This is a genomic window from Pantoea sp. X-Soil-ISGK-275, assembly GCF_059730795.1.
Window position 1 is genome coordinate 1,133,494 of sequence record NZ_AP035976.1, and the last position, 23,023, is coordinate 1,156,516.

Annotated in this window: 20 protein-coding genes; 10 read left to right on the forward strand and 10 right to left on the reverse strand. The window is 53.1% G+C overall.

Going from position 1 to position 23,023, the window contains the following annotated elements:
* Positions 1 to 7: 7 nt before the first annotated feature.
* Entirely contained in the window at positions 8 to 1,042 is a 1,035-nt protein-coding gene (adhP, locus tag AC6I8A_RS05160) for an alcohol dehydrogenase AdhP (RefSeq protein ID WP_497818933.1), read from the forward strand.
* 34 nt (positions 1,043 to 1,076) lie between these two features.
* Here the strand turns inward: adhP and AC6I8A_RS05165 are convergent, their stop codons facing one another.
* From AC6I8A_RS05165 to AC6I8A_RS05200, 8 genes are all read right to left on the reverse strand, one after another.
* The gene (locus AC6I8A_RS05165) at positions 1,077 to 2,441 is read right to left on the reverse strand and encodes an MFS transporter (protein ID WP_497818128.1); all 1,365 of its coding nucleotides are present in this window, start codon (positions 2,439 to 2,441) and stop codon (positions 1,077 to 1,079) included.
* Positions 2,442 to 2,571: 130 nt separating this feature from the next.
* Complete coding sequence (gene cyoE / locus AC6I8A_RS05170; RefSeq protein WP_008103945.1) at positions 2,572 to 3,459, reverse strand: heme o synthase; 888 nt, start codon at positions 3,457 to 3,459, stop codon at positions 2,572 to 2,574.
* Positions 3,460 to 3,470: 11 nt separating this feature from the next.
* Entirely contained in the window at positions 3,471 to 3,800 is a 330-nt protein-coding gene (locus AC6I8A_RS05175) for a cytochrome o ubiquinol oxidase subunit IV (protein WP_007886986.1), read from the reverse strand.
* On the reverse strand, positions 3,800 to 4,414 hold the full coding sequence (locus tag AC6I8A_RS05180; protein ID WP_007886985.1) for a cytochrome o ubiquinol oxidase subunit III: 615 nt from the start codon (positions 4,412 to 4,414) through the stop codon (positions 3,800 to 3,802). The genes AC6I8A_RS05175 and AC6I8A_RS05180 overlap by 1 nt, the downstream gene beginning before the upstream one ends.
* Positions 4,414 to 6,396 (reverse strand): cytochrome o ubiquinol oxidase subunit I, encoded by a 1,983-nt coding sequence (gene cyoB, locus AC6I8A_RS05185; protein ID WP_436331660.1) that lies wholly within the window; start codon positions 6,394 to 6,396, stop codon positions 4,414 to 4,416. Before cyoB ends, AC6I8A_RS05180 begins: the two co-directional genes overlap by 1 nt.
* 4 nt (positions 6,397 to 6,400) lie before the next feature.
* On the reverse strand, positions 6,401 to 7,327 hold the full coding sequence (gene cyoA / locus AC6I8A_RS05190; RefSeq protein WP_101762426.1) for a cytochrome o ubiquinol oxidase subunit II: 927 nt from the start codon (positions 7,325 to 7,327) through the stop codon (positions 6,401 to 6,403).
* A 435-nt stretch (positions 7,328 to 7,762) separates the two neighbouring features.
* A complete protein-coding gene (ampG, locus tag AC6I8A_RS05195; protein ID WP_479490075.1) occupies positions 7,763 to 9,250 on the reverse strand; it encodes a muropeptide MFS transporter AmpG in 1,488 nt (495 codons plus the stop codon).
* 54 nt (positions 9,251 to 9,304) lie between these two features.
* Complete coding sequence (locus AC6I8A_RS05200; protein WP_007886975.1) at positions 9,305 to 9,883, reverse strand: lipoprotein; 579 nt, start codon at positions 9,881 to 9,883, stop codon at positions 9,305 to 9,307.
* A gap of 267 nt (positions 9,884 to 10,150) precedes the next feature.
* On the opposite strand from AC6I8A_RS05200, the gene bolA reads away from it, so the two are divergent.
* The 9 genes from bolA (at position 10,151) to AC6I8A_RS05245 (ending at position 20,540) form a co-directional block, all read left to right on the forward strand.
* Positions 10,151 to 10,465 carry a transcriptional regulator BolA gene (gene bolA, locus AC6I8A_RS05205; RefSeq protein WP_008103937.1) on the forward strand — a complete coding sequence of 105 codons (315 nt, stop codon included), beginning with the start codon at positions 10,151 to 10,153 and terminating at the stop codon, positions 10,463 to 10,465.
* Positions 10,466 to 10,767: 302 nt separating this feature from the next.
* Positions 10,768 to 12,072 carry a trigger factor gene (gene tig, locus AC6I8A_RS05210; protein ID WP_256695801.1) on the forward strand — a complete coding sequence of 435 codons (1,305 nt, stop codon included), beginning with the start codon at positions 10,768 to 10,770 and terminating at the stop codon, positions 12,070 to 12,072.
* A gap of 335 nt (positions 12,073 to 12,407) precedes the next feature.
* On the forward strand, positions 12,408 to 13,031 hold the full coding sequence (gene clpP / locus AC6I8A_RS05215; RefSeq protein ID WP_008103933.1) for an ATP-dependent Clp endopeptidase proteolytic subunit ClpP: 624 nt from the start codon (positions 12,408 to 12,410) through the stop codon (positions 13,029 to 13,031).
* 129 nt (positions 13,032 to 13,160) lie between these two features.
* On the forward strand, positions 13,161 to 14,432 hold the full coding sequence (gene clpX / locus AC6I8A_RS05220) for an ATP-dependent protease ATP-binding subunit ClpX (RefSeq protein WP_008103932.1): 1,272 nt from the start codon (positions 13,161 to 13,163) through the stop codon (positions 14,430 to 14,432).
* A gap of 188 nt (positions 14,433 to 14,620) precedes the next feature.
* Positions 14,621 to 16,975, forward strand: a complete 2,355-nt coding sequence (gene lon / locus AC6I8A_RS05225; RefSeq protein WP_101762422.1) for an endopeptidase La — start codon at positions 14,621 to 14,623, stop codon at positions 16,973 to 16,975.
* Positions 16,976 to 17,188: 213 nt separating this feature from the next.
* A complete protein-coding gene (gene hupB / locus AC6I8A_RS05230; RefSeq protein WP_036648244.1) occupies positions 17,189 to 17,461 on the forward strand; it encodes a nucleoid-associated protein HU-beta in 273 nt (90 codons plus the stop codon).
* A 237-nt stretch (positions 17,462 to 17,698) separates the two neighbouring features.
* Positions 17,699 to 19,567 carry a peptidylprolyl isomerase gene (ppiD, locus tag AC6I8A_RS05235; RefSeq protein WP_154191760.1) on the forward strand — a complete coding sequence of 623 codons (1,869 nt, stop codon included), beginning with the start codon at positions 17,699 to 17,701 and terminating at the stop codon, positions 19,565 to 19,567.
* 140 nt (positions 19,568 to 19,707) lie between these two features.
* A complete protein-coding gene (locus AC6I8A_RS05240) occupies positions 19,708 to 20,031 on the forward strand; it encodes a ComEA family DNA-binding protein (protein ID WP_008103924.1) in 324 nt (107 codons plus the stop codon).
* 101 nt (positions 20,032 to 20,132) lie between these two features.
* Complete coding sequence (locus AC6I8A_RS05245; protein WP_497818129.1) at positions 20,133 to 20,540, forward strand: YbgC/FadM family acyl-CoA thioesterase; 408 nt, start codon at positions 20,133 to 20,135, stop codon at positions 20,538 to 20,540.
* 37 nt (positions 20,541 to 20,577) lie between these two features.
* Here AC6I8A_RS05245 and queC read toward each other — a convergent pair whose 3' ends face one another.
* Positions 20,578 to 21,273, reverse strand: coding sequence for a 7-cyano-7-deazaguanine synthase QueC (queC, locus tag AC6I8A_RS05250; protein WP_256695804.1), 696 nt, complete (start codon positions 21,271 to 21,273; stop codon positions 20,578 to 20,580).
* A 26-nt stretch (positions 21,274 to 21,299) separates the two neighbouring features.
* On the reverse strand, positions 21,300 to 23,015 hold the full coding sequence (locus tag AC6I8A_RS05255; RefSeq protein ID WP_497818130.1) for an SgrR family transcriptional regulator: 1,716 nt from the start codon (positions 23,013 to 23,015) through the stop codon (positions 21,300 to 21,302).
* Positions 23,016 to 23,023: the final 8 nt, after the last annotated feature.

Consider the following 23,023-nt stretch of genomic DNA (forward strand, 5'->3'; position numbering starts at 1 on the left):
GATGAATATGCAAATCAAAACCACCATGAAAGCCGCCGTTGTGAAGGCTTTTGGTGAACCGTTAGTGATTGAGCAGGTGCCGGTGCCGCAGGTTGGGCCGGGGCAGATTTTGGTGAAAATCGCGGCGACCGGCGTATGCCATACCGATCTCCACGCCGCCGAAGGCGACTGGCCGATTAAACCTAATCCGCCATTTATTCCGGGCCACGAAGGTGTGGGCCAGGTTGTGGCGCTCGGCGAGGGCGTTAAGCACCTGAAAATGGGCGATCGCGTCGGTGTGCCGTGGCTCTATTCGGCGTGCGGTCACTGCGAACACTGTCTCGATAGCTGGGAAACGCTGTGTCTGTCGCAGCAAAATGCCGGTTACTCAGTGAATGGCAGCTTCGCGGAATACTGCCTCGCCGATGCCAACTATGTCGGCATCATTCCGGATAACGTCGATTACAACGAAATCGCGCCAATCCTCTGTGCCGGTGTCACCGTGTATAAAGGGCTGAAAATGACCGACACCAAACCCGGCGATTGGGTGGTGATTTCCGGTATCGGCGGTTTAGGGCATATGGCGGTGCAGTACGCGGTGGCGATGGGTCTGAACGTGGCGGCGGTGGATATCGATGATGAGAAGCTGGAGTTTGCTAAACGTCTCGGTGCCAGCGTGGTGGCGAATGCGAAAAATGTCGATCCGGCCAAGGTGTTCCAGGAGAGTTTTGGCGGTGCGCACGGCGTGCTGGTCACGGCGGTTTCACCAAAAGCGTTCGAACAGGCGATTGGTACGCTGCGTCGTGGCGGCACCATGGTGCTGAACGGTTTGCCGCCGGGCAAATTCGATCTGTCGATTTTCGATATGGTGTTGGACGGCATTACGGTGCGCGGTTCCATCGTCGGTACGCGCAAAGATCTGCAGGAAGCGCTGGATTTCGCCGGTCGTCACAAGGTGAAAGCCACCGTGGCGGTTGAACCGCTGACGAATATCAACGATATCTTCGCGCGTATGCACGCTGGCAAGATTGAAGGGCGTATTGTGGTGGATATGTCGCTGTAACAAAAAAGCCCGACGCAGTGGTCGGGCTTGTCATTTAACAGCTGGCGAGCAGCGCTTCAAGTTCGACGCGGCTCGTCACTTTACTGTCGATTTTGATGTAGGCACTTTTCTCTTCCGGCACGATAAACACCGACGCCACGCCGGGCTGCGCTTTCAAACGCTTCTCGAGGTTTGGCACTGCCAGCACCGCATCGCTGAGCATAATGCGCAGGCTGCTAACGTAAGGCGGTTCCTGCATCGACATTGCCACAAACAGCCAGGCAGCCGCGACGATCGCGCCGACCAGGAACACGGTTTGTGCATCTACATGACCATAGATCCATCCGCCCATGCTGCCGCCAATCGCCACGCCAATGAACTGGCTGGTGGAGTAAATGCCCATAGCGGTGCCTTTATAGCCCGGCGGCGACTCTTTACTGATCAGCGATGGCAGAATCGCTTCCATCAGGTTGAAGGCGAGGAAGAACAGCTGCACGCCAATCACCAGCGTCCAGAAGTGGCCTGCCGCGCCCCACAATACGATTTCCGCGATGATGATGATCGCCACGCAGCCAACGAACACGCGCTTCATGCGGCGCTTCACTTCGGCATAGATAATGAAAGGCACCACAGCGACAAACGCCACCAGCATGGTCACCAGATAAACTTTCCAGTGTTCTGCCGCCGGTAAACCGGCTTGCTCAAACTGTCCCGGCAGCGCCACGAAGCTCGACATCAACAGAATGTGCAGGCAGAGAATGCCGATATTCAGTTTTAACAGTTTTGGATTGGTCAGCACCGCACGGATGCTGCCTCTCACCATGCCGGATTCGCGGTTCAATACGTGATTTGGCGCATTCGGCACCACTAATAAGGTGATGACGATGCCCAGCGTCGCGAGGATGGCGATCATCCAGAATAGCGCGTGCAAGCCGAGCGCGTGGGTGACAATCGGGCCAACTACCATGGCAATGGCAAAGGTGACGCCAAAGCTGATGCCGATAAACGCCATCGCTTTGGTGCGGTTCTGTTCACGGGTTAAGTCCGACAGCAACGCCATTACCGCGGCGGCAATCGCGCCGGAACCTTGTAATGCGCGGCCTAAAATCACGCCCCAAATGGTGTCGGAGGTGGCGGCGATTACGCTGCCGAAAACGAACAGCAGCAGTCCGCCGACGATCAGTGGCTTACGGCCGACGCGATCGGAGAGCAGACCAAATGGAATCTGGAAGATGGCTTGTGCCAAACCATAGATACCGATTGCGAGACCAATCAGTGTTTCACTGGCGCCCTGTAACGCCATGCCGTACGTGGTGAGTACCGGCAAGACCATAAACATTCCCAGCATGCGCAGGGAAAAAACGGTACCTAAACCCCATGTAGCGCGAAGCTCTACTGGCGTCATTTTATTGTCGTTCATGTTTACCTCAAAATTATACTGCGCCCATTTTAGGCAGCAGGGCAGGGCGGGTAAAACATTTGTTCTTAAGCAGTGGTAACAAAAAGAAAGGGCGCGAAATTCGCGCCCTTTCTGGTTTTGCGGAGCTGAATTACCAGACGTAAGTCAGCAAATCCTTCGACGCTGGCGTCATGAAATCAACCGACATCATCACGCTCAGGGCGGTGATAGCGACAATCGAGAACACAAACAGTTTACGTGCCCAAACTTTGTCGTTTGAGGTTTTGTAACCTGAAAGTGCCATGCCGAGCCACCACACGCTAACGGCTGCAGCCACCACCAGATATTTGTAGCCCGCGTAACCGCCAAGGGTCAGCATCAGCGTGGCAATCATGAACGCCAGGATATACAGCGTAATATGATTTTTTGCCACTGAGATGCCTTTCACCACCGGCAGAACCGGAATGTTGGCAGCCTGGTAATCTTTAAAGCGGAAGATGGCAATCGCATAGGAGTGCGGCATCTGCCACAGGCTAAAGATAGCCAGTAAAATCAACGCGCCAGCATCAAACTGGTTGGTCACTGCGCAGTAGCCAATCACCGGCGGCGCAGCGCCAGAGAGACTACCAATCAGCGTGCCGTAGACAGAGTTACGCTTCATATAGAGGCTGTAAACGCCTACGTAAACCACGAAGCCCATCACCGCCAGCCACATGGCCAGCGGGTTAGCGCCGAAATACAGCAACGCAAAGCCAGCAATACCCAATGCGGTTGCATAAACCAGGCTTACTTTCGCCGAGATCAGGCCTTTGACCAGAACACGGTTCCGCGTTCTCTCCATTTTGATGTCGATATCGCGGTCAATCACGTTGTTAAAAACACAACCTGATGCGACAACCAGCGATACGCCCACCAGCGAGGCGAGAAACAGGGTGTAATCAATGCTGCCTTTCGAAGCCAGCAGGAATCCACCGATCACAGAAATTAAATTGCCGAAAATAATTCCTGGTTTTGTTACTTGCAGGTATTGCTTAATCATTACGCGACTCTTTAGTGGGCCATCATGTTGTAGTTGAGGTTCCACATAATCCACAGTGAGCCTACAACAACAATCAAGATAATGAGTGCTGAGAAGACGATGGCCACCATGTTCCAGCCACCTTCTGATTTGCTGTCTAAGTGCAGGAAGTAGACGAGGTGAACCAGCACCTGAACTACCGCGCACACCAGAACCACACCCAGAATAGTGCCGTGTGAAGCGCCGCCATCCATCACCATCCAGAACGGAATGCCGGTCAGGATGATAGAGAGGACGAAGCCGATCATGTAAGACTTCACGCTACCGTGCGAAGCGCCATGTTCGTTAACAGAATGACTCATTACATGGCTCCCATCAGGTAGACAACGGTGAATACGCAGATCCAAACCACATCCAGGAAGTGCCAGAACAAGCTGAGGCACATGATACGGGTGCGGTTGGTTGCAGTCAGACCACGTTTAGAAATCTGGAACATCATCACTGCCATCCAGATCAGGCCAGAGGTCACGTGCAGACCGTGCGTGCCGACCAGCGTGAAGAACGCTGACAGGAAGCCGCTGCGATCAGGACCGAAGCCTTCTTTGATCAGGTGATGGAATTCATAGATTTCCATGCCGATAAAGCCAGCACCGAACAGGAAGGTCAACGCTAACCAGCTGATGACCGAACCTTTGTTCTGGTTGTTCATCGCAATCACTGCCATTCCATAAGTAATGGAGCTGAGCAGCAGGAGCGCGGTTTCGACCAGAACGAACGGCAGTTCGAAGATGTCTTTACCTGCCGGGCCACCGGCAGTGTTATTGACCATTACTGCATAGGTCGCAAACAGGGTTGCGAAGATAATGCAGTCACTCATCAGGTAGATCCAGAAGCCAAAGACTTTATTGGCTCCTGCATCGTGATGCCCATGCTCCGCATGGGCGTCGTGGTGGTGTTTTGCAGTTTCAGTTGACATTATTTCAGACCTGCTTTGCTGATTTCGTCAAAGTGCTTCTTCTCGATCTGCTCGACTTCAGCAACCGGTACGTAGTAATCCACGTCTTCATCGAAGCTCTTCACAATCCAGGTGATGATGGTGCCCACGAATGTGAGGCCAGCCAGCCACCAGATATGCCAGATCATGGCGAAACCGAAGACAGTCATCAGGGCCGCGATAACAACAGCTGCGCCGCTGTTTTTCGGCATATGAATTTCTTCATATTTTTCTGGCTGCTTGTACGCTTCGCCTTTCTCTTTCATTTCCCAGAACGCATCGCGCTCGTGGATATGCGGGATAACAGCAAAGTTGTAGAACGGCGGCGGCGAAGAGGTTGCCCACTCCAGCGTACGTCCACCCCACGGGTCACCGGTCAGATCACGGTTCTGGTCGCGATCACGCACAGAAACGTAGAACTGGGTAATCTGGCACAGGATACCGCAAGCGATCAGCGCCGCACCGCCTGCTGCAACGACCAGCAGTGAGTGGAACTGAGGATCGATGTCCTGGCTGATACGACGCGTCATACCCATGAAGCCCAGCGCATACAGCGGCATGAATGCCACGAAGAAGCCGATGATCCAGAACCAGAACGCGCGGATGCCCCATTTTTCATTCAGCGTGAAGCCGAATGCTTTCGGGAACCAGTAGGTCACGCCAGCCATACAACCGAACACCACACCACCGATAATCACGTTATGGAAGTGCGCGATCAGGAACAGGCTGTTGTGCAGAATGAAGTCCGCACCCGGAACCGCCAGCAGAACACCTGTCATACCACCAATCGAGAAGGTCACCAGGAAGCCGATGGTCCACAGCATCGCTGAGTGGAACTCAACGCGACCCTGATACATGGTGAACAGCCAGTTGAAGATTTTCACGCCGGTCGGGATAGCGATGATCATCGTCATGATACCGAAGAAGGCGTTTACGTTCGCGCCCGCACCCATGGTGAAGAAGTGGTGCAGCCAAACGATGAACGACAAGACGGTAATCGCGATGGTCGCCCACACCAGAGAGGTGTAACCGAACAGACGCTTTTTAGAGAAGGTAGCCGTGACTTCAGCAAAGACACCAAACACCGGCAGAACCAGGATGTACACTTCCGGGTGACCCCAGACCCAAATCAGGTTGACGTACATCATCATGTTACCGCCCATTTCATTGGTGAAGAAATGGAAGCCAAGGTAACGGTCAAGCGTCAACAGAGCCAGCGTAACGGTCAGTACCGGGAACGCAGCGATGATCAGGACGTTAGTACACAGTGATGCCCAGGTGAACACCGGCATTTTGAACAGGTCCATGCCCGGTGCACGCATCTTCAGAATGGTAACGAAGAAGTTGATACCGGTCAGTGTCGTACCGATACCGGACAGCTGGAGACTCCAGATCCAGTAATCGACCCCGACGCCAGGACTGTACTCCGCACCCGAAAGCGGCGGATAAGCCAACCAGCCGGTCTGTGCAAACTCGCCCACACCCAGAGAGATGTTCACCAGGATCACACCGATCGCGGTAAACCAGAAGCTCAGGTTGTTCAGGAACGGGAAGGCAACGTCACGTGCACCGATTTGCAGCGGTACCGCGATGTTCATCAGACCTACCACGAATGGCATCGCCACGAAGAAGATCATGATCACGCCGTGAGCGGTGAAGATCTGGTCGTAGTGGTGTGGCGGGAGTATGCCGGCTTCCCCAGCGGAAGCCATCACTTGTTGGGTACGCATCATTACCGCATCGGCAAAGCCGCGCAGCAACATGACGAACGCCATGATGATGTACATGATACCCAGTTTTTTGTGGTCGATGGAGGTGAACCATTCTGACCACAGGTACTGCCACTTACCAAAATAGGTAATCGCAGCAACCAGTGCCAGACCACCTAAGATGATAGCGGCGACCGTAACCACGATAATGGGTTCGTGGTATGGCACTGCATCCAGTGTTAATTTTCCGAACATCGTATTATTCCTCGGCTCCCGCGGAAGCGGCGTGACTCATGTCCATGCCTTTATGTTCTGGCATGTCCATCTTCCCGTGGCTCATCATGAACTTATCAATCACTTGCTTGAACAGTTCTGGATTTGCCGTTGAGAAATATTCCACCGGGTGATTTTCGCTTGGCGTGGCCAGTTTCTCGAAATCATCCATGGTGTTCAGCGCGTTAGGTGCCGCTTTAACTTTGGCAACCCACTGCTGGAATTCCGCATCGTCTTTAGTTGCAATGGCTTTGAACTTCATGCCAGAGAAACCACGACCACTGAAGTTCGCAGAGATACCGTCAAATGTTCCTGGCTCGTTGGCGATCAGATGCAGTTTGGTCTGCATACCGGCCATCGCGTAGATCTGGCTGCCGAGAGTAGGAATAAAGAAGGAGTTCATCACGGAGTTGGAGGTGATCTTGAAGTTCACCGGAGTGTTTGCCGGGAAGGCAATCTGGTTAACGGTTGCAATACCCTGTTCCGGGTAAATGAACAGCCATTTCCAGTCCAGTGCCACTACGTCGATCTCAACCGGTTTAACGTCAGAAACCAGCGGTTTGCTCGGCTCCAGCGCGTGGGTTGATTTCCAGGTCAAAACGCCGAGGAAGATAATGATCAGGATCGGAATGGTCCAGACCACGGCTTCCACTTTGTTCGAGTGTGACCAGTTAGGGCTATAAGTTGCGTTAGTATTGGTTGCCCGATATTTCCAGGCAAAGAATACTGCCATGAAGACTGCCGGGATAACGACGATCATCATCAAGCCGAAAGCTGTCAGAATCAACGAACGTTGCTCCAGTGCAATCTGTCCTTTGGGATTTAACAACGCACTATCGCAGCCACTGAGTAATACAGCGCCTGCAATTAATGACAAAATCCCCAAACTTTTATTGTATTTACTGAGTCTCATTTAACGACCTCAATGACAAAGGGCTCTATTGTCGTTTAAGTGTGCGCGCATTTTACGGGAAGGTTTATGCAGTGTAAACCAGCTTAAGGATGTGTCAGAAGGCTGTTGACACCTTTTGCTAAGGGTGTCACAGATGTTACGCAGGGTGACAAATTATTAACTGCGACAAGCAGTTGGCATCAATATAACAAAAACCAATGGTAGAAACCGCAGAAAAATCAGGGAAAGTATAAACCGTACTCTTAATACTCATTTATTTAACATTTCTGCATCATTTTAGCGATGTCTTTTATACAAACTAATTGCGCACCGGATTTAAATATTCGCCCGCAGTTGTTAATTTAATGTTTCCAATTCGCTTTAAAAAAAATGCTATTGGTAAAATCGGCGACTAATATTTCTTAGCCGATTATTTCGTCACGAAAATTGGCTTACTTAACCCAGATTTTCCTGCGCCGCTTTTTTTAATGCCAAACTATCCAAAATAACCCCAAGTGCGACAGCCAACAGCGCGAATGCCATTCCGGCTTCAAACATCGGCGTGAGCAGCGCATTGATCTGCACAACTCCGCTGGCGTTGAGTGCTAATGCCAGCAGCCACAGTGCCAGCAAGCCGCAGCCGATGCTGAACAGACGCACCGTCCAGCGGTAACCTTGCGGCCACAAGCTGCGCATCACAAACTCCCCGCTTTGCTGCATGCTGTGCAAGGTACCGCGACACAGCCACAACAGCAGCAATCCCGGTACGCCAGCAAACACGGTGAAGGCATAGAAGGTCGGCCAGCCCCACAGTTCAACCAGCCAACCGGCAGCGGGACCGACGTAAACACGGCCCACGGCGGAGAGGGCAGAAAGCAGTGCGAACTGCGTAGCTGAGAAGGATTTGTTGCACAGCGTCATCAACAACGCGACAAAAGCCGCAGTGCCCATGCCGCCGCACAGATTTTCAATAAACACCGCGCTCGCCATGCTCCACAAGTGCGGTGGCGTCACCGCCAGCAACCAGTAAGCAAAGTTCGACACCGCTTGCAGTACGCCGAATATCATCAGGGCGCGGAACAAACTCAGGCGCTGCATCAGTACGCCGCCGTACAATGCGCCGATGATGGTGGCCAAAAGGCCAAGCGTCTTGTTCACCAGACCGACATCGCCAGCGCTAAAACCGACGCCGCGAATAAGGAACGTGGTGGTGAGCGAGGCGGCAAACGCATCGCCGAGCTTATAAAGGATAATCAGCGTGATCAGCAGCCAGGCGTTATTACGCTGGAAAAAGTCTTTTAGCGGGAATGTCACGGCCTGGCGAAGCGAATGCGGTTCGCGCGCCGGCATCTCCGGCTCTTTCGCCAGCAACGTGGCGAGCAGGCCCGGCACCATCAGCAGCGCCATCAGCCAGTAAGTGGCTTGCCAGCCGAGATAGCGATCCGCTAACCACAGCGCCAGCCCCCCCGAAATCAACATCGCCAGACGATAGCCCAGAACGGTGATTGCCGCGCCGCTGCCGCGCTCTTCCGGCGGTAGCACATCGGTTTTCCAGGCATCAAACACGATATCCTGCGAGGCTGAACAGAAGGCAACCAACACTGCGAGCGCGGCCAGCAGCGTTAAGTCGCGCGAAGGCTGCATAAAGCCCATGGCGATAATGCCGCCAATCAGCGCCAGCTGCGTGACCAGCAGCCAGCCGCGACGGCGACCAAGAAACGGTGGCGTATAGCGATCCATCATCGGCGACCACAGGAACTTAAACACGTAAGCCTGGCCGACAAGGGAGAAGAAACCGATGGTTTTCAGGTCAACATTCTCTACCGTCATCCACGCCTGTAACGTCCCGGCAGTTAACGCCAGCGGTAAGCCTGAGGCAAAACCCAGCAGCAGCAATACCGCCGCATTACGTTGGGTAAAAATACGCAGATAGTGAGATGTCATAGCCAACCTGAAATGAAGCCCGGCGAGGCGTCGCCGGGCAAATGACTGCGGAAATTAGCGGGCGTTCTGCTTGATGAAGTTGTGAACGCTGGTGTCCTGCGCCATATCAGCAATCACGTCACTCAGCGTTGAGTTAACCGCGTTGGTGATCTTCGCGTTGGTGGCGGTAAACGCGCCTTCTACGCTGTAAGTCTGGCGATAGTTTTTCACCTGCTTGTTACCGTTTTTCGCGGTGGCGATGATGGAGATATCCGCCTTGGTGGTGATGCTGTAGCGCACGTTGCCTTGTGTCACATCAGCGTACAGACCATTCACCACGATCTGCAGATCAACGGCACCGCTTGGGCCAATCATGTAGCCGCGCGACGTCATCTGCTTCTCTAACACTTCCTGCAGCAGGAAGCGCAGATCGCGGGAGGGTGTCAGCGTGATCAACTGACCATCACGGTTCACTTTTGCCAGCGCCTGATCGGAACGTTGATCGGCACCGTTAACGCTGATGGTGACGCCCATCAGGCTTGGATCTTGCTGCGGTAATTGAATCTTCGGTTGAATATCCAATGTGGTGTTGTTGCTGGCACAGCCGGCCAAAATAAAAGCAGCCAGCAGAGGGAATAACAGTTTTTTCAACATACTCATTCTCGTTAGCATATGGGTTGGTTTGCAAAACTGCGGCCATCATAGCATTGCGCAGCGGTGAAAAAAGCCCCGGGCCAATGGAAATTGATTGTAAAGGCTTTTTTCGGACAGGATGAAACGCCAGCCGGTTGACCTGCGAGATAAGCAGGATACTATGCGCAGCGCTGACGGATTTATTTACGGCCAAGCTGCGGAAGCGGTAAAAAACCAACTAATATTTAAACAGATGGGCACAGCGCTCGCCGGAAAGGAGTGTTAATCATGATTCGCGAACAAATAGAAGAAAAGTTGCGTAACGCTTTCGAACCTGCACATCTTGAAGTGCATGATGAAAGCTACCGTCATAACGTGCCCGCCGGTTCTGAAAGTCACTTTAAAGTGGTGATTGTCAGCGATCGATTTACCGGTCAGCGCTTTCTGCAACGTCATCGCGCTATTTATGGCGAACTGGCAACCGAATTGGCGGGCAGCGTACACGCGCTGGCACTGCATACTTACACACAAAAAGAGTGGGATGGATTGCAGGATACGGTTTTGGCTTCACCGAATTGTCGCGGTGCTGGCACGCTTGCCTGAATTCCCTTCTTTCACATCTCCAAAAACGGCCTGCGGGCCGTTTTCATTTCATTTATTACACTCAAACGCGATCTACGGCGCAAAAAAGCAGCAAAACCGCTAAAAAGTGGTGAGTTTGCAGCCTCGACTCATTCCAGCGATGCCGCTATAATGCTGCGTCTATTTTTCCGGAATGTCTTCGGGACGCTTCTGGTGACAGGGATTAGGTTCTGCCTGCAGAGGCCGTCCCGGTTGTTGGATACGGCGCATTTTATGTGTGGTGTCTGAAGTTGACCGAGCACGTGATTTTTTGAGGTAACAAGATGACAGTTTCAGTAGAAACCACTCAGGGTCTGGGCCGTCGCATTTCGATTACTGTTGCAGCTGACAGCATCGAAAGCGCAGTGAAGAAAGAACTGGTGGAAGTGGCTAAGAAAGTCCGTATCGACGGTTTCCGTAAAGGCAAAGTGCCGGCACACATCATTTCTCAGCGCTACGGTGCTTCTGTTCGCCAGGACGTGCTGGGCGAGCTGATGACGCGCAACTTCGTTGACGCCATCATTAAAGAGAAAATCAATCCGGCTGGCGCACCAAACTATGTGCCGGGCGAATATAAAGAAGGCGAAGACTTCACCTACGCGGTTGAGTTCGAAGTGTATCCAGAAGTTGAGCTGAAAGGCCTGGACGCAATCGAAGTCGAGAAGCCAGTAGTCGAAGTGACTGACGCTGACGTTGATACCATGCTGGAAACCCTGCAGAAGCAGCAGGCGACCTGGAAAGAGAGCGATGCAGCAGCGACTGCTGAAGATCGCGCGACCATCGACTTCAGCGGTTCTGTTGACGGCGAAGAGTTTGAAGGCGGCAAAGCCTCTGACTTCGTGCTGGCAATGGGCCAGGGTCGTATGATCCCAGGCTTCGAAGAGGGCGTTGTTGGCCATAAAGCCGGCGAAACCTTCACTATCGACGTGAAATTCCCAGACGATTACCACGCAGAAAACCTGAAAGGTAAAGATGCGAAGTTCGACATCGTGCTGAAGAAAGTTGAAACCCGCGAACTGCCAGAGCTGACTGAAGAGTTCATCAAGCGCTTTGGCGTGGAAGATGGTTCAGTTGCCGGTCTGCGTGCAGAAGTGCGTAAGAACATGGAACGCGAGCTGAAAGGTGCTATCCGTAACCGCGTGAAGACGCAGGCAATCGACGGTCTGGTTAACGCCAACGACATCGATGTTCCGGTTGCACTGATCGACAGCGAAATCGACGTTCTGCGTCGTCAGGCTGCACAGCGTTTTGGTGGTAACGAGAAGCAAGCGCTGGAACTGCCACGTGAACTGTTCGAAGAGCAGGCTAAACGTCGCGTAGTGGTTGGTCTGCTGTTGGGCGAAGTGATTCGCATCAACGAACTGCAGGCTGATGAAGATCGCGTTAAGACGCTGATCGAAGAGATGGCTTCTGCGTACGAAGATCCGCAGGAAGTGATCGAGTTCTACAGCAAGAACAGCGAGCTGATGAACAACATGCGCAACGTGGCTCTGGAAGAGCAAGCGGTTGAAGCGGTACTGGCGAAAGCGAAAGTGACCGATAAAGCCACTAACTTCCAGGAACTGATGAACCAGACCTCTGCGGCCTGATTCATTCGTTAACCGTTAGTGCTAAGCCCGTGACTGAAAAGTCGCGGGCTTTTTCGTTTCTGGCGCTAAGTACACGGATTTGTCCTCTATTTGCTTAATTAATCGGCAAATTATCCGCTAAGCTCTTTTTCCGTGTTAGCGAATGGGCAAAAGGTTGTTATGCTTGAAACAACTGGGCAGCATCCCCAGATACAGGGAGAATGCATGAAAACAGTGAGACTGACTGATTAACCGGGTTGTTATTTCGGTTTGAGGCCGTGGCACGTAGCGTTTGCGCCTCGGCTTACGTAAAATCGGTACAGAATGTTGCCAATGAAATTTATCAGGAGACGGTAATGTCATACAGTGGCGATCGTGAATTTACTGCACCGCACATGGCGCTGGTGCCAATGGTGGTCGAACAAACCTCGCGCGGCGAGCGTTCTTACGACATCTACTCTCGCCTGCTCAAAGAGCGTGTGATCTTCCTGACCGGTCAGGTTGAAGATCATATGGCTAACCTGATCGTGGCGCAGATGCTGTTTCTGGAAGCTGAGAATCCTGAAAAAGACATTTACCTCTACATTAACTCGCCAGGCGGCGTGATTACTGCTGGAATGTCGATTTATGACACAATGAAGTTTATTAAGCCCGATGTCAGCACCATTTGTATGGGGCAGGCTTGTTCAATGGGTGCGTTCCTGCTGACCGCAGGCACCAAAGGCAAACGCTTCTGCTTGCCTAATTCACGTGTGATGATTCATCAGCCGTTGGGCGGCTATCAGGGCCAGGCGACGGATATCGAAATCCATGCGCGTGAAATTCTGAAAGTGAAGCAGCGCATGAATGAGTTAATGGCTGAGCACACGGGCAAATCGCTGGAAGAGATTGAACGCGACACCGAGCGCGATCGTTTCCTCTCTGCGAGCGAAGCGGTTGAGTATGGCTTGGTCGACTCAATCCTGACGCATCGCCAATAAGACACATCTGCTTGCCCCTTACGCTATAGTTAACGGGGAGCAGGCAGATGGGTTGAATGCATATCGGCCGTTGATGTACGGCCAGCGCCGTACAACAAATTTGGTCTGAGAAAGAAAAGAGGTTAGCTGATGACAGATAAGCGCAAAGACGGTTCAGGTAAGTTGCTGTACTGCTCTTTCTGCGGCAAAAGCCAGCATGAAGTCCGTAAGCTAATTGCCGGGCCGTCAGTGTACATTTGCGATGAGTGCGTTGATCTTTGCAACGACATTATTCGTGAAGAGATTAAGGAAGTTGCGCCGCATCGCGAGCGTAGCTCACTGCCGACGCCGCATGAAATCCGCCATCACCTTGATGATTATGTTATTGGTCAGGAAAGGGCGAAGAAAGTGTTGGCAGTAGCGGTATATAACCACTACAAACGCTTGCGTAATGGCGATACCAGCAACGGCATTGAACTGGGCAAAAGTAACATTTTGCTGATCGGTCCAACCGGTAGCGGTAAAACACTGTTGGCAGAAACGCTGGCGCGCTTGCTGGATGTGCCTTTCACCATGGCGGATGCCACCACGCTGACCGAAGCGGGTTACGTGGGTGAGGACGTTGAAAACATCATCCAGAAGCTGCTGCAGAAGTGTGATTACGATGTGCAGAAAGCGCAGCGCGGCATTGTCTACATCGATGAAATCGACAAGATTTCTCGTAAGTCTGACAACCCGTCGATCACACGTGACGTATCGGGCGAAGGCGTACAGCAAGCGCTGTTGAAATTGATTGAAGGTACCGTAGCTGCCGTACCGCCGCAGGGCGGACGCAAACATCCACAGCAGGAGTTCTTGCAGGTTGATACCTCCAAGATTCTGTTTATCTGTGGTGGCGCATTCGCCGGTCTCGATAAGGTGATTTCCCAGCGTGTTGAAACCGGATCCGGCATCGGCTTCGGCGCAACCGTGAAGGGCAAATCCCAGAAGGCGAGTGAAGGCGAATTGCTGTCGCAGGTTGAGCCAGAAGATTTGATCAAGTTTGGCTTGATTCCTGAGTTCATTGGTCGTCTGCCGGTTGTGGCGACGCTGAGCGAACTGAGTGAAGAAGCGCTGATTCAGATCCTGCGTGAGCCGAAGAACGCACTGACCAAACAGTATCAGGCGCTGTTCAATCTGGAAGGTGTGGAGCTGGAATTCCGTGACGAAGCCTTAACGGCGATCGCTAAAAAAGCGATGTCACGTAAAACCGGTGCACGTGGTCTGCGTTCTATCGTTGAAGGTGCGTTACTTGAAACCATGTACGACCTGCCTTCAATGGATGACGTTGAAAAAGTAGTGATTGATGAGTCAGTGATTGAAGGTCAATCTGAGCCGATGTTGATTTATGGAAAGCATGAAGCCCAGGCTTCTGGTGAATAAATAAACAATCGCACCACGTTGTTATCTTAAAAAAGGGGAAAAATCTTTCCCCTTTTGTTTTTCTCTCGCCAGTGACATTGAATGTCGTACAAGCATCCCCATATACTCAATATCCTGTGGGTTTAACTGCAAAACCTCTATTGCGCGGTACCCATCACCTGGCGGACATTAAACTAAGAGAGAGCTCTATGAATCCTGAGCGTTCTGAACGCATTGAAATCCCCGTGTTGCCGTTGCGCGACGTGGTGGTTTATCCGCACATGGTAATTCCGTTGTTTGTTGGTCGGGAAAAATCGATTCGGTGCCTCGAAGCCGCAATGGATCATGATAAAAAGATCATGCTGGTTGCACAGAAAGAGGCTTCAACGGATGAACCTGGCATTAACGATCTCTTCTCAGTAGGGACCGTCGCTTCTGTATTGCAGATGCTGAAACTTCCAGATGGCACGGTAAAAGTGCTGGTTGAAGGTTTACAACGCGCGCACATCACCACGCTGGCTGATAATGGCGACCATTTCGTTGCCCAGGCCGAATACCTTGTCTCGCCAGAAATTGAAGAGCGCGAGCAGGAAGTGCTGGTACGCACGGCCATCAACCAGTTTGAAGGCTACATCAAGCTCAATAAAAAAATCCCACCTGAGGTCTTAACCTCCCTCAACAGCATCGACGATGCGGCCCGTTTGGCCGATACCGTCGCAGCGCATATGCCGCTGAAACTGGCTGATAAACAGTCCGTGCTGGAGATGTCCGACGTCAATGAACGTCTGGAATATCTGATGGCGATGATGGAATCAGAAATCGATCTGCTGCAGGTTGAGAAGCGTATTCGCAACCGCGTTAAAAAGCAGATGGAGAAAAGCCAGCGTGAGTACTATCTGAATGAGCAAATGAAAGCCATTCAGAAAGAGCTGGGCGAAATGGATGACGCGCCGGATGAGTACGAGGCGCTGAAACGTAAGATTGAAGCGGCCAAAATGCCGACCGAAGCGCGTGAAAAAGCCGAAGCTGAGCTGCAGAAGCTGAAGATGATGTCGCCGATGTCTGCAGAAGCGACCGTGGTGCGTGGCTACATCGACTGGATGGTTCAGGTTCCGTGGGTGGCGCGCAGCAAGGTGAAAAAAGACCTGCGTAAAGCGCAGGAAACGTTGGATATCGACCATTACGGTCTGGAACGCGTCAAAGACCGCATCCTTGAGTATCTTGCGGTGCAGAGTCGCGTCAGCAAAATTAAAGGCCCAATTCTGTGCCTTGTTGGACCGCCAGGCGTGGGTAAAACCTCGCTGGGACAGTCGATTGCTAAAGCTACCGGACGTAAATACGTGCGTATGGCGCTGGGTGGCGTGCGTGATGAAGCGGAAATCCGCGGACATCGTCGTACCTACATCGGTTCTATGCCAGGCAAGCTGATCCAGAAAATGGCAAAAGTGGGCGTTAAAAACCCGCTGTTCCTGCTGGATGAGATCGACAAAATGTCTTCTGACATGCGTGGCGATCCGGCTTCAGCGCTGCTTGAGGTGCTGGATCCTGAGCAGAACATCGCGTTTAACGATCACTACCTGGAAGTGGATTACGATCTCTCTGACGTGATGTTCGTGGCGACTTCAAACTCCATGAACATCCCGGCGCCGTTGCTCGACCGTATGGAAGTGATTCGTCTCTCCGGTTATACCGAAGATGAAAAGCTGAACATCGCGAAGCAACATTTGCTGCCGAAGCAGATTGAACGCAATGCGCTGAAAGAGAAAGAGATCACCGTCGACGACAGCGCGATTGTTGGTATCATCCGCTACTACACCCGTGAAGCGGGCGTGCGTAGTCTGGAGCGCGAACTCTCCAAGCTGTGCCGTAAAGCAGTAAAAGCGCTGCTGATGGATAAGTCGAAAAAGCACATCGTGATCAATGGCGATAACCTTAAGGATTTCCTTGGCGTGCAGCGCTTTGATTATGGTCGCGCAGAGAGCGAAAGCCGTGTGGGTCAGGTGACCGGTCTGGCGTGGACGGAAGTGGGCGGCGATCTGCTGACCATCGAAACCGCCTGCGTGCCAGGTAAAGGTAAGCTGACGTATACCGGTTCGCTGGGCGAAGTGATGCAGGAATCGATTCAGGCGGCGCTGACTGTGGTGCGCGCGCGTGCAGAGAAACTGGGCATCAACGGTGATTTCTACGAGAAACGTGACATCCACGTGCACGTACCCGAAGGTGCGACGCCGAAAGATGGTCCGAGCGCCGGTATCGCCATGTGCACCGCGCTAGTGTCATGCTTAACCGGCAACCCGGTGCGTTCTGATGTGGCGATGACCGGTGAAATCACCCTGCGTGGCTTGGTTCTGCCGATTGGTGGCCTGAAAGAGAAGTTGCTCGCGGCACACCGTGGCGGCATCAAAACCGTGCTGATCCCGGACGAAAACAAGCGCGATTTGGAAGATATTCCACAGAACGTGATTGCCGATCTCGAGATTCATCCGGTGAAGCGTATTGAAGAAGTGCTGAACCTGGCACTGGAAAATGCGCCTTACGGCATGCAGGTTGCGACCGCAAAATAGTGATTAGCGACATAAACCGCTAAAAAGCGAAGCTGGCAGGCAAAATGGTGCTTGCCAGCTTTTTTTTGTGCCGCTAACTTAGTGGGCTGCTGGATCAACGATTGAGATGAATACCGTTGTTTCAGCTCCACAGGCTTGATATAACTGGCTGCGCGTTCGCACCGGGCGGGAAGCGCGGGTGCGATGTGAATAATAAAAGAGGGGATGAAGAGAGTGAATAAGTCACAGTTGATCGACAAAATTGCTGCAGATGCTGATATTTCTAAAGCAGCAGCGGGACGTGTTTTAGATGCATTCATGGACTCCGTTACCGAAGCTCTGAAAGGCGGAGATGAAGTGGCACTGGTTGGTTTCGGTACTTTCTCTGTACGTGAGCGTGCAGCTCGCACCGGCCGTAACCCACAAACGGGTAAAGAGCTCACCATTCCGGCTGGTAAAGTTCCGGGCTTCCGTGCAGGTAAAGCACTGAAAGATTCCGTCAATTAATGACCGCTGATACATCCATTGAAGCATTTTCTTCCGTGGATTGAGGACGCAAAAGCCGTTCTCATGTAACATACGGGCACATCATTTTTGATGTGCCTTTTTTATTCTTGATGCGCGACGATAGCCTTTGGTTGTTGTCTCCGCATGGTTGCCAACTGCCAGCCTGAACAGCAGTTGCACGATGATGACATCGTGTTAGAGCTTTACATTCACACTACAGCGGAGTGTTGTCATACCATGATGGACAATTTACGCGCGGCGTCGAATCATGTCGTGCTCAAGATTATTCTGGGATTGATCATCCTGTCTTTCGTACTCACCGGGGTGGGCAACTACCTGATCGGTGGCGGCGGTGATTATGCTGCCAAAGTGAACGGCCACGAGATCAGTCGTGCAGAGCTGGAGCAGGGTTTTAACAACGAGCGCAATCGTCAGCAGCAGATGCTGGGCGATCAGTTCTCGCAGTTAGCCAGCAACGAAGGCTATATGCAGCAGATGCGTCAGCAGGCGCTGTCGCAGCTGATTGATCAGGCGTTACTTGATCAGTACATCAAAGATCTGCACATCGGCATCAGCGATGATCAGGTAAAACAGGCGATCTTCAATCAGAAAGCTTTCCAGACCAACGGTAAATTCGACAACGCCAAATATAGCGGCCTGATCACCAGCATGGGCTTCACGGCTGATCAGTATGCTGAAGCGCTGCGCAAGCAGCTGGCGACGCAGCAGCTGATTAATGCGATTGCTAACACTGATTTCATGCTGAAAGGCGAAACCAGCAAGCTGGTGGATCTGGTGTCCCAGCAGCGTGAAGTGCGTCAGGCGGTGATTGATGTCAACGCGCTTGCGGCTAAACAAACGGTCAGCGACGACGAAGTCAGCCAGTATTACCAGCAGCATCAGAATAGCTTCATGGCGCCTGAGCAGTTCCGCGTGAGCTATATCAAAATGGATGCCGCAAGCATGCAGGAAACGGCCAGCGAAGCAGACATTCAGAGCTGGTACGATCAACACAAAGCGGATTATTCACAGCCACAGCGTAATCGCTACAGCGTGATTCAGACTAAGACGGAAGCCGATGCTAACGCCGTGGTTGATGCATTGAAGAAAGGCGAAGATTTCGCCGCGCTGGCGAAAAGCAAATCTATCGACCCAATCTCAGCCCGCAAAGGTGGCGATATGGGTTGGCTGGAGCCGAGCACCACGCCAGACGAGCTGAAAAACGCCAATCTGACGCAGAAAGGCCAGCTTTCCGGTGCCATCAAATCATCGGTTGGCTACCTCGTGGTGCGCCTGGATGACATCCAGCCGGAGCAGGTTAAACCGCTGGCCGATGTTCATGACATCGTTGCCGACAAAGTGAAGCAAGAGAAAGCGGTTGATGCTTTCTACAAAATTCAGCAGAAAGTGAGCGAAGCAGCCAGCAACGATAACGAATCGTTGGCGGGCGCGGCGCAGGCTTCTGGCCTGAAAGTGGTAGAAACCAATTGGATCACCCGCGATAACCTGCCAGACGAGTTGAACTTCGATCAGGTTAAGCAAGCCATCTTCAACGGTGGTTTAGTGGGCCAGAATGGTGCGCCGGGTAATAATTCCGACATCATTTCTGTGGATGGCGATCGTGCCTTTGTGCTGCGTATCAGCGAGCACAAACCGGAAGCGGTGAAGCCGTTGGATCAGGTGAAAGCGCAGATCGTCGACTCGCTGAAGCATGATAAAGCAACGCAGCAGGCAAAAGCGCAGGCAGACAAACTGCTGGCCGATTTGAAAGCCGGTAAAGCAGATGCACTGAAGGCTGCAGGCTTAACGCTCAGCGCCAGCAAATCGTTTGATCGCAATGCGCAGGATCCGGTGGCTCAGTCGGCCTTCAATCTGCCGCAACCTGCCGACAATAAACCGTCGTGGGGCGTGAGTGAAGATATGCAGGGCAATGTGGTGCTGATCGCGCTGGATAAAGTGAGCGCGGGCAACATGCCGCAGGCGCAGATCGATGAGATGGTGAAAGGCGTAACGCAAAATAACGCGCAAATTGCCTTTGAAGCGCTGCTGGAAAACCTGCGTAAAGAGGCGAAGATTAAGTACGGCGCCGCCGCACAAAACCAGTAAGCCTCACAAAAAAAGTTAAACCACTGCAATACCCGAAAGGCCGCTTATGCGGCCTTTTCCATTTCTGTGATTGTCCTTTTGAGCGTTGAATTGAGCTGTGACACCCTGCTGGTGCTGTCAAACACAAGGAGAAACACAGCATGGTGAAATCAACGTTTCAAGCTCTCTGCATTACGCTGGCGCTGGGCGGCGCAGTTTATACCACCGGACTGGCGGCTGCCGAAAGTCCCAGTGAAACGCAGGCGACGCAAGTCTCCACGCCAAACGAAGGACAGGTCAGCATCAATTCAGCCACAGCCGAACAGCTCGCAGCCGGTATGAACGGCATCGGACTGAAGAAAGCGCAGGCCATTGTCAGTTATCGCGAACAATACGGCCCGTTTACCGCCATTGAACAACTCAAGGAGGTGCCGGGTATCGGTAGCGCACTGATTGAGCGCAACAGCGCTCGGCTTAAACTGTGAAGCGTCTCGCGACTTTGAAGGATTGAAAAAGCCCGGATTCAGGCTGTGCTATGCTCAACAGGTCTTACCAGTTGTCATTCTCAGCCTGAACAGGAGCAATAATGCAAACCACAATTAAAGTGCGCGGTTATCATCTGGATGTTTATCAGCACGTGAATAACGCGCGCTATCTGGAGTTTCTGGAAGAGGCGCGCTGGCAGTGGCTGGATGATGTCGATGCGTTTCATTGGCTGATGGAGCAGCAGCTGGCGTTTGTGGTGGTGAATATCAACATCAACTATCGTCGTCCGGCGGTATTGGGCGACGTACTGAACATTGAAAGTGAAGTATCTCAGCTCGGCGGTAAAAGCGGCATCATTACGCAGCGTGTCTTGCTGGCGAGTGATAATTCGGTGGTGTCGGATGCCGCACTGACCTTTGTCTGTATCGATTTACGCACGCAAAAAGCGGTGCCGTTGGAAGGGGAGTTACACCAGCGTCTGGCATCGTTGATGGTCGAAAATGAATAACTGGCGCCGATGACGCCAGTTTACCCTGCGGTCTGAATCAGTTGAGGCCGCTTTTCTCTTTCATCGCTGCCATCACCGCTGACGCATTCGCCTGATAATCTGCCAGGCCACGGGCGCGTAGATGGCAGGCCGCGCATTCGCCGCAACCATCACCTTTTACGCCGTTATAGCAGGTAAGCGTTTCAGCGCGTACCAGCGGCAGCTGCTGCCAGTAATCGGCCAGCGCCCAGGTTTCGGCTTTGTTCAGCCACATCAGCGGCGTTTCAAAGCGAATATTGCGCGCCATGCCAAGGCTGACCGCGCTATTGAGTGCTTTAACAAACTCATCGCGGCAATCCGGATAGCCTGAGAAGTCGGTTTCGCATACGCCGGTGATCACCGCTTCAGCTTCCACCTGATAGGCATAAATGGATGCCAGCGTCAGGAACAGAATATTGCGGCCCGGCACAAAGGTGCTCGGCAAACCGCTGGCATTCGGATCGTAGGTTGGCACGGGAATGTTGTCGCGCGTCAGACTGCTGACGGCTAACTCATTGAGCAGCGTAACGTCGAGCACTTTGTGCGCCCGTGCGCCAAGCTTGTGTGACAGTTCTGCCGCAACTTCGATCTCTTCACGATGGCGCTGGCCGTAATCAAAAGTAACGCAATGCACTTCATCATAGTGTTGCAGTGCCTGAATTAAACAGGTGGTGGAGTCTTGCCCGCCACTGAATACCACAACGGCTCGTTTCATTTTTTCTTCCTCTAAAATCTGTGCGCTTATGGTACTGGCTCGGATGCAGGCTGAACAGCGCTAGCTGTGGTTGGCGGCGGAATCCAGGCGCGGGTGAAATCAAACCAGCCCAGGCTATTCAGCTGGATGCCTTCCACGCCGGGCGGGGCAAATACCTGATAGCGATAGTTAAACAGCGGCAATAAATGGCCGTCGCACATCAGCTGCTGAAACAGTTGCTGAGTCAGTTCGCTACGCTGCAATGCATCAGGCTGTTGGGCAATGGCGCTCAGCGGCGTTTGCAGGACCTGTTCGCGCAGCGGATGCCAGACCGGATCGTTCTCCAGCCAGTTCACCAGCGTAAACAGCGGTGCATCGCCAATCAGCCGATCGCCCATCACCACATCGGCCTCATTGAGATCGATATCGTCACGCCAGCTTTTTACGTCATGAAAGACGCAGGTGAGGGTGCAGCCGTGTTGTGCCAGCAGTGGAATCAACGCCTGCGCCATCACATGCAGTTCGACCGGCAGGTGGTAATGCAGCGTTAGCGTCGGCGGCAGTGAAATTCTCTCTCTTACTGCGCGCGGTACCGGCCAGCCAGGCAGCAGTTCATGGCTCGGTGTAATCAACCCCTCATCCAGTGGCAATTGCTGAATCACGCCGCTGCGCTGAATCAGGGCAATCAGCGATTGGGCCTGTTCGGCACTGAAGTGCGCCGAGATGCGTGGCGCCAGATAGCAAAATCCCAGGCTGATACTGCGATCAACCGGACGCAGCGAACCGAGCTCGTCAGGATCGCCAATGGCGATTTGTACCGGATGGCTACAGCTGGTGCCGAGATCACGATCAAACAGCTGCGGAGTGATCCAGTATTCCATCCGCTGGATCAATGGGCGCTGCAGATGCCAGCGCGCATGGCTCTCAAGCCGCACCATTTCGGCGGTGAAATGCGTGAGTTTCCACGGTCCGCTACCGACATCGGCGAATTCAGGATGAGGTAACAGACAGAATTGGTGCGCCAGCCGCTGCGGCAGCCAGTAGTCGCTTTCACGCAATTGAATGTGTATCGCCAGCGGATGCGGCGCTTCAATGCGTTCAATCGCCGCCAGCAGCCGCGAGCCGCGCGACGATTGCATGATCTGCTGCAACTGCTCAACCAACTGCGCCGCCTGCACCGGTTCATCGTTGTGCCAGCTAAGCTGCGGGCGCAGCCAGAAGTACCAGTCACGGCCGCTGGCATCGTGCTGCCAATGGTGCGCGATATCGCCTTCAACATCGTTATCGCGAAAGCGCGTAAGCCCGGAGAAAACCTGGCGCGCCAGATGTTGCTCGGCGCGTCCGGTTAGCTGTAGCGGACGCAGCGGCTCCATCGCGCGGTAATAAGGAATGCGCAGCACCGGCGATTGATTCTGCCACTGACCGCCCATTAGCGGCCGCAGCATTTTCACTAATCGCTCGGGATGCAGATCCAGCACCTGCAATGCCTGTACCGCCTCGCCAGCATCGAGTTGCTGCGTTAACAGCTGCTGGCGCAGCTGCTCCGGCGACGTCAGGAAAGTCAGCTCGCCCTGTTTACCACGCCCGGATTCTCCGCGCCAGTTCAGCCAGCCGGCATCCTGCCACTGCCGCAGCAGCGTGCGCACATGGCGCTCGCTGCAAAAGCAGTGTTGCGCCATCGCAGCGACGCTGAGGCGTTGCGTTTCGCCGTGGCTGAGTTGCCACAGGCGCTGGAATTGATTAACCCGATGAAGTTCGCGCATCGCTAAAC

Bases quoted from the DNA above. Each gene is read 5' to 3' on its own strand.
- cyoA (WP_101762426.1), bottom strand. From the start codon at position 7,327: ATGAGACTCAGTAAATACAATAAAAGTTTGGGGATTTTGTCATTAATT.
- tig (WP_256695801.1), top strand. From the start codon at position 10,768: ATGACAGTTTCAGTAGAAACCACTCAGGGTCTGGGCCGTCGCATTTCG.
- AC6I8A_RS05180 (WP_007886985.1), bottom strand. From the start codon at position 4,414: ATGTCAACTGAAACTGCAAAACACCACCACGACGCCCATGCGGAGCAT.
- clpP (WP_008103933.1), top strand. From the start codon at position 12,408: ATGTCATACAGTGGCGATCGTGAATTTACTGCACCGCACATGGCGCTG.
- ppiD (WP_154191760.1), top strand. From the start codon at position 17,699: ATGATGGACAATTTACGCGCGGCGTCGAATCATGTCGTGCTCAAGATT.
- lon (WP_101762422.1), top strand. From the start codon at position 14,621: ATGAATCCTGAGCGTTCTGAACGCATTGAAATCCCCGTGTTGCCGTTG.
- AC6I8A_RS05200 (WP_007886975.1), bottom strand. From the start codon at position 9,883: ATGTTGAAAAAACTGTTATTCCCTCTGCTGGCTGCTTTTATTTTGGCC.
- adhP (WP_497818933.1), top strand. From the start codon at position 8: ATGCAAATCAAAACCACCATGAAAGCCGCCGTTGTGAAGGCTTTTGGT.
- AC6I8A_RS05255 (WP_497818130.1), bottom strand. From the start codon at position 23,015: ATGCGCGAACTTCATCGGGTTAATCAATTCCAGCGCCTGTGGCAACTC.
- AC6I8A_RS05165 (WP_497818128.1), bottom strand. From the start codon at position 2,441: ATGAACGACAATAAAATGACGCCAGTAGAGCTTCGCGCTACATGGGGT.
- AC6I8A_RS05175 (WP_007886986.1), bottom strand. From the start codon at position 3,800: ATGAGTCATTCTGTTAACGAACATGGCGCTTCGCACGGTAGCGTGAAG.
- queC (WP_256695804.1), bottom strand. From the start codon at position 21,273: ATGAAACGAGCCGTTGTGGTATTCAGTGGCGGGCAAGACTCCACCACC.
- AC6I8A_RS05245 (WP_497818129.1), top strand. From the start codon at position 20,133: ATGCAAACCACAATTAAAGTGCGCGGTTATCATCTGGATGTTTATCAG.
- AC6I8A_RS05240 (WP_008103924.1), top strand. From the start codon at position 19,708: ATGGTGAAATCAACGTTTCAAGCTCTCTGCATTACGCTGGCGCTGGGC.
- bolA (WP_008103937.1), top strand. From the start codon at position 10,151: ATGATTCGCGAACAAATAGAAGAAAAGTTGCGTAACGCTTTCGAACCT.
- ampG (WP_479490075.1), bottom strand. From the start codon at position 9,250: ATGACATCTCACTATCTGCGTATTTTTACCCAACGTAATGCGGCGGTA.
- clpX (WP_008103932.1), top strand. From the start codon at position 13,161: ATGACAGATAAGCGCAAAGACGGTTCAGGTAAGTTGCTGTACTGCTCT.
- cyoB (WP_436331660.1), bottom strand. From the start codon at position 6,396: ATGTTCGGAAAATTAACACTGGATGCAGTGCCATACCACGAACCCATT.
- cyoE (WP_008103945.1), bottom strand. From the start codon at position 3,459: ATGATTAAGCAATACCTGCAAGTAACAAAACCAGGAATTATTTTCGGC.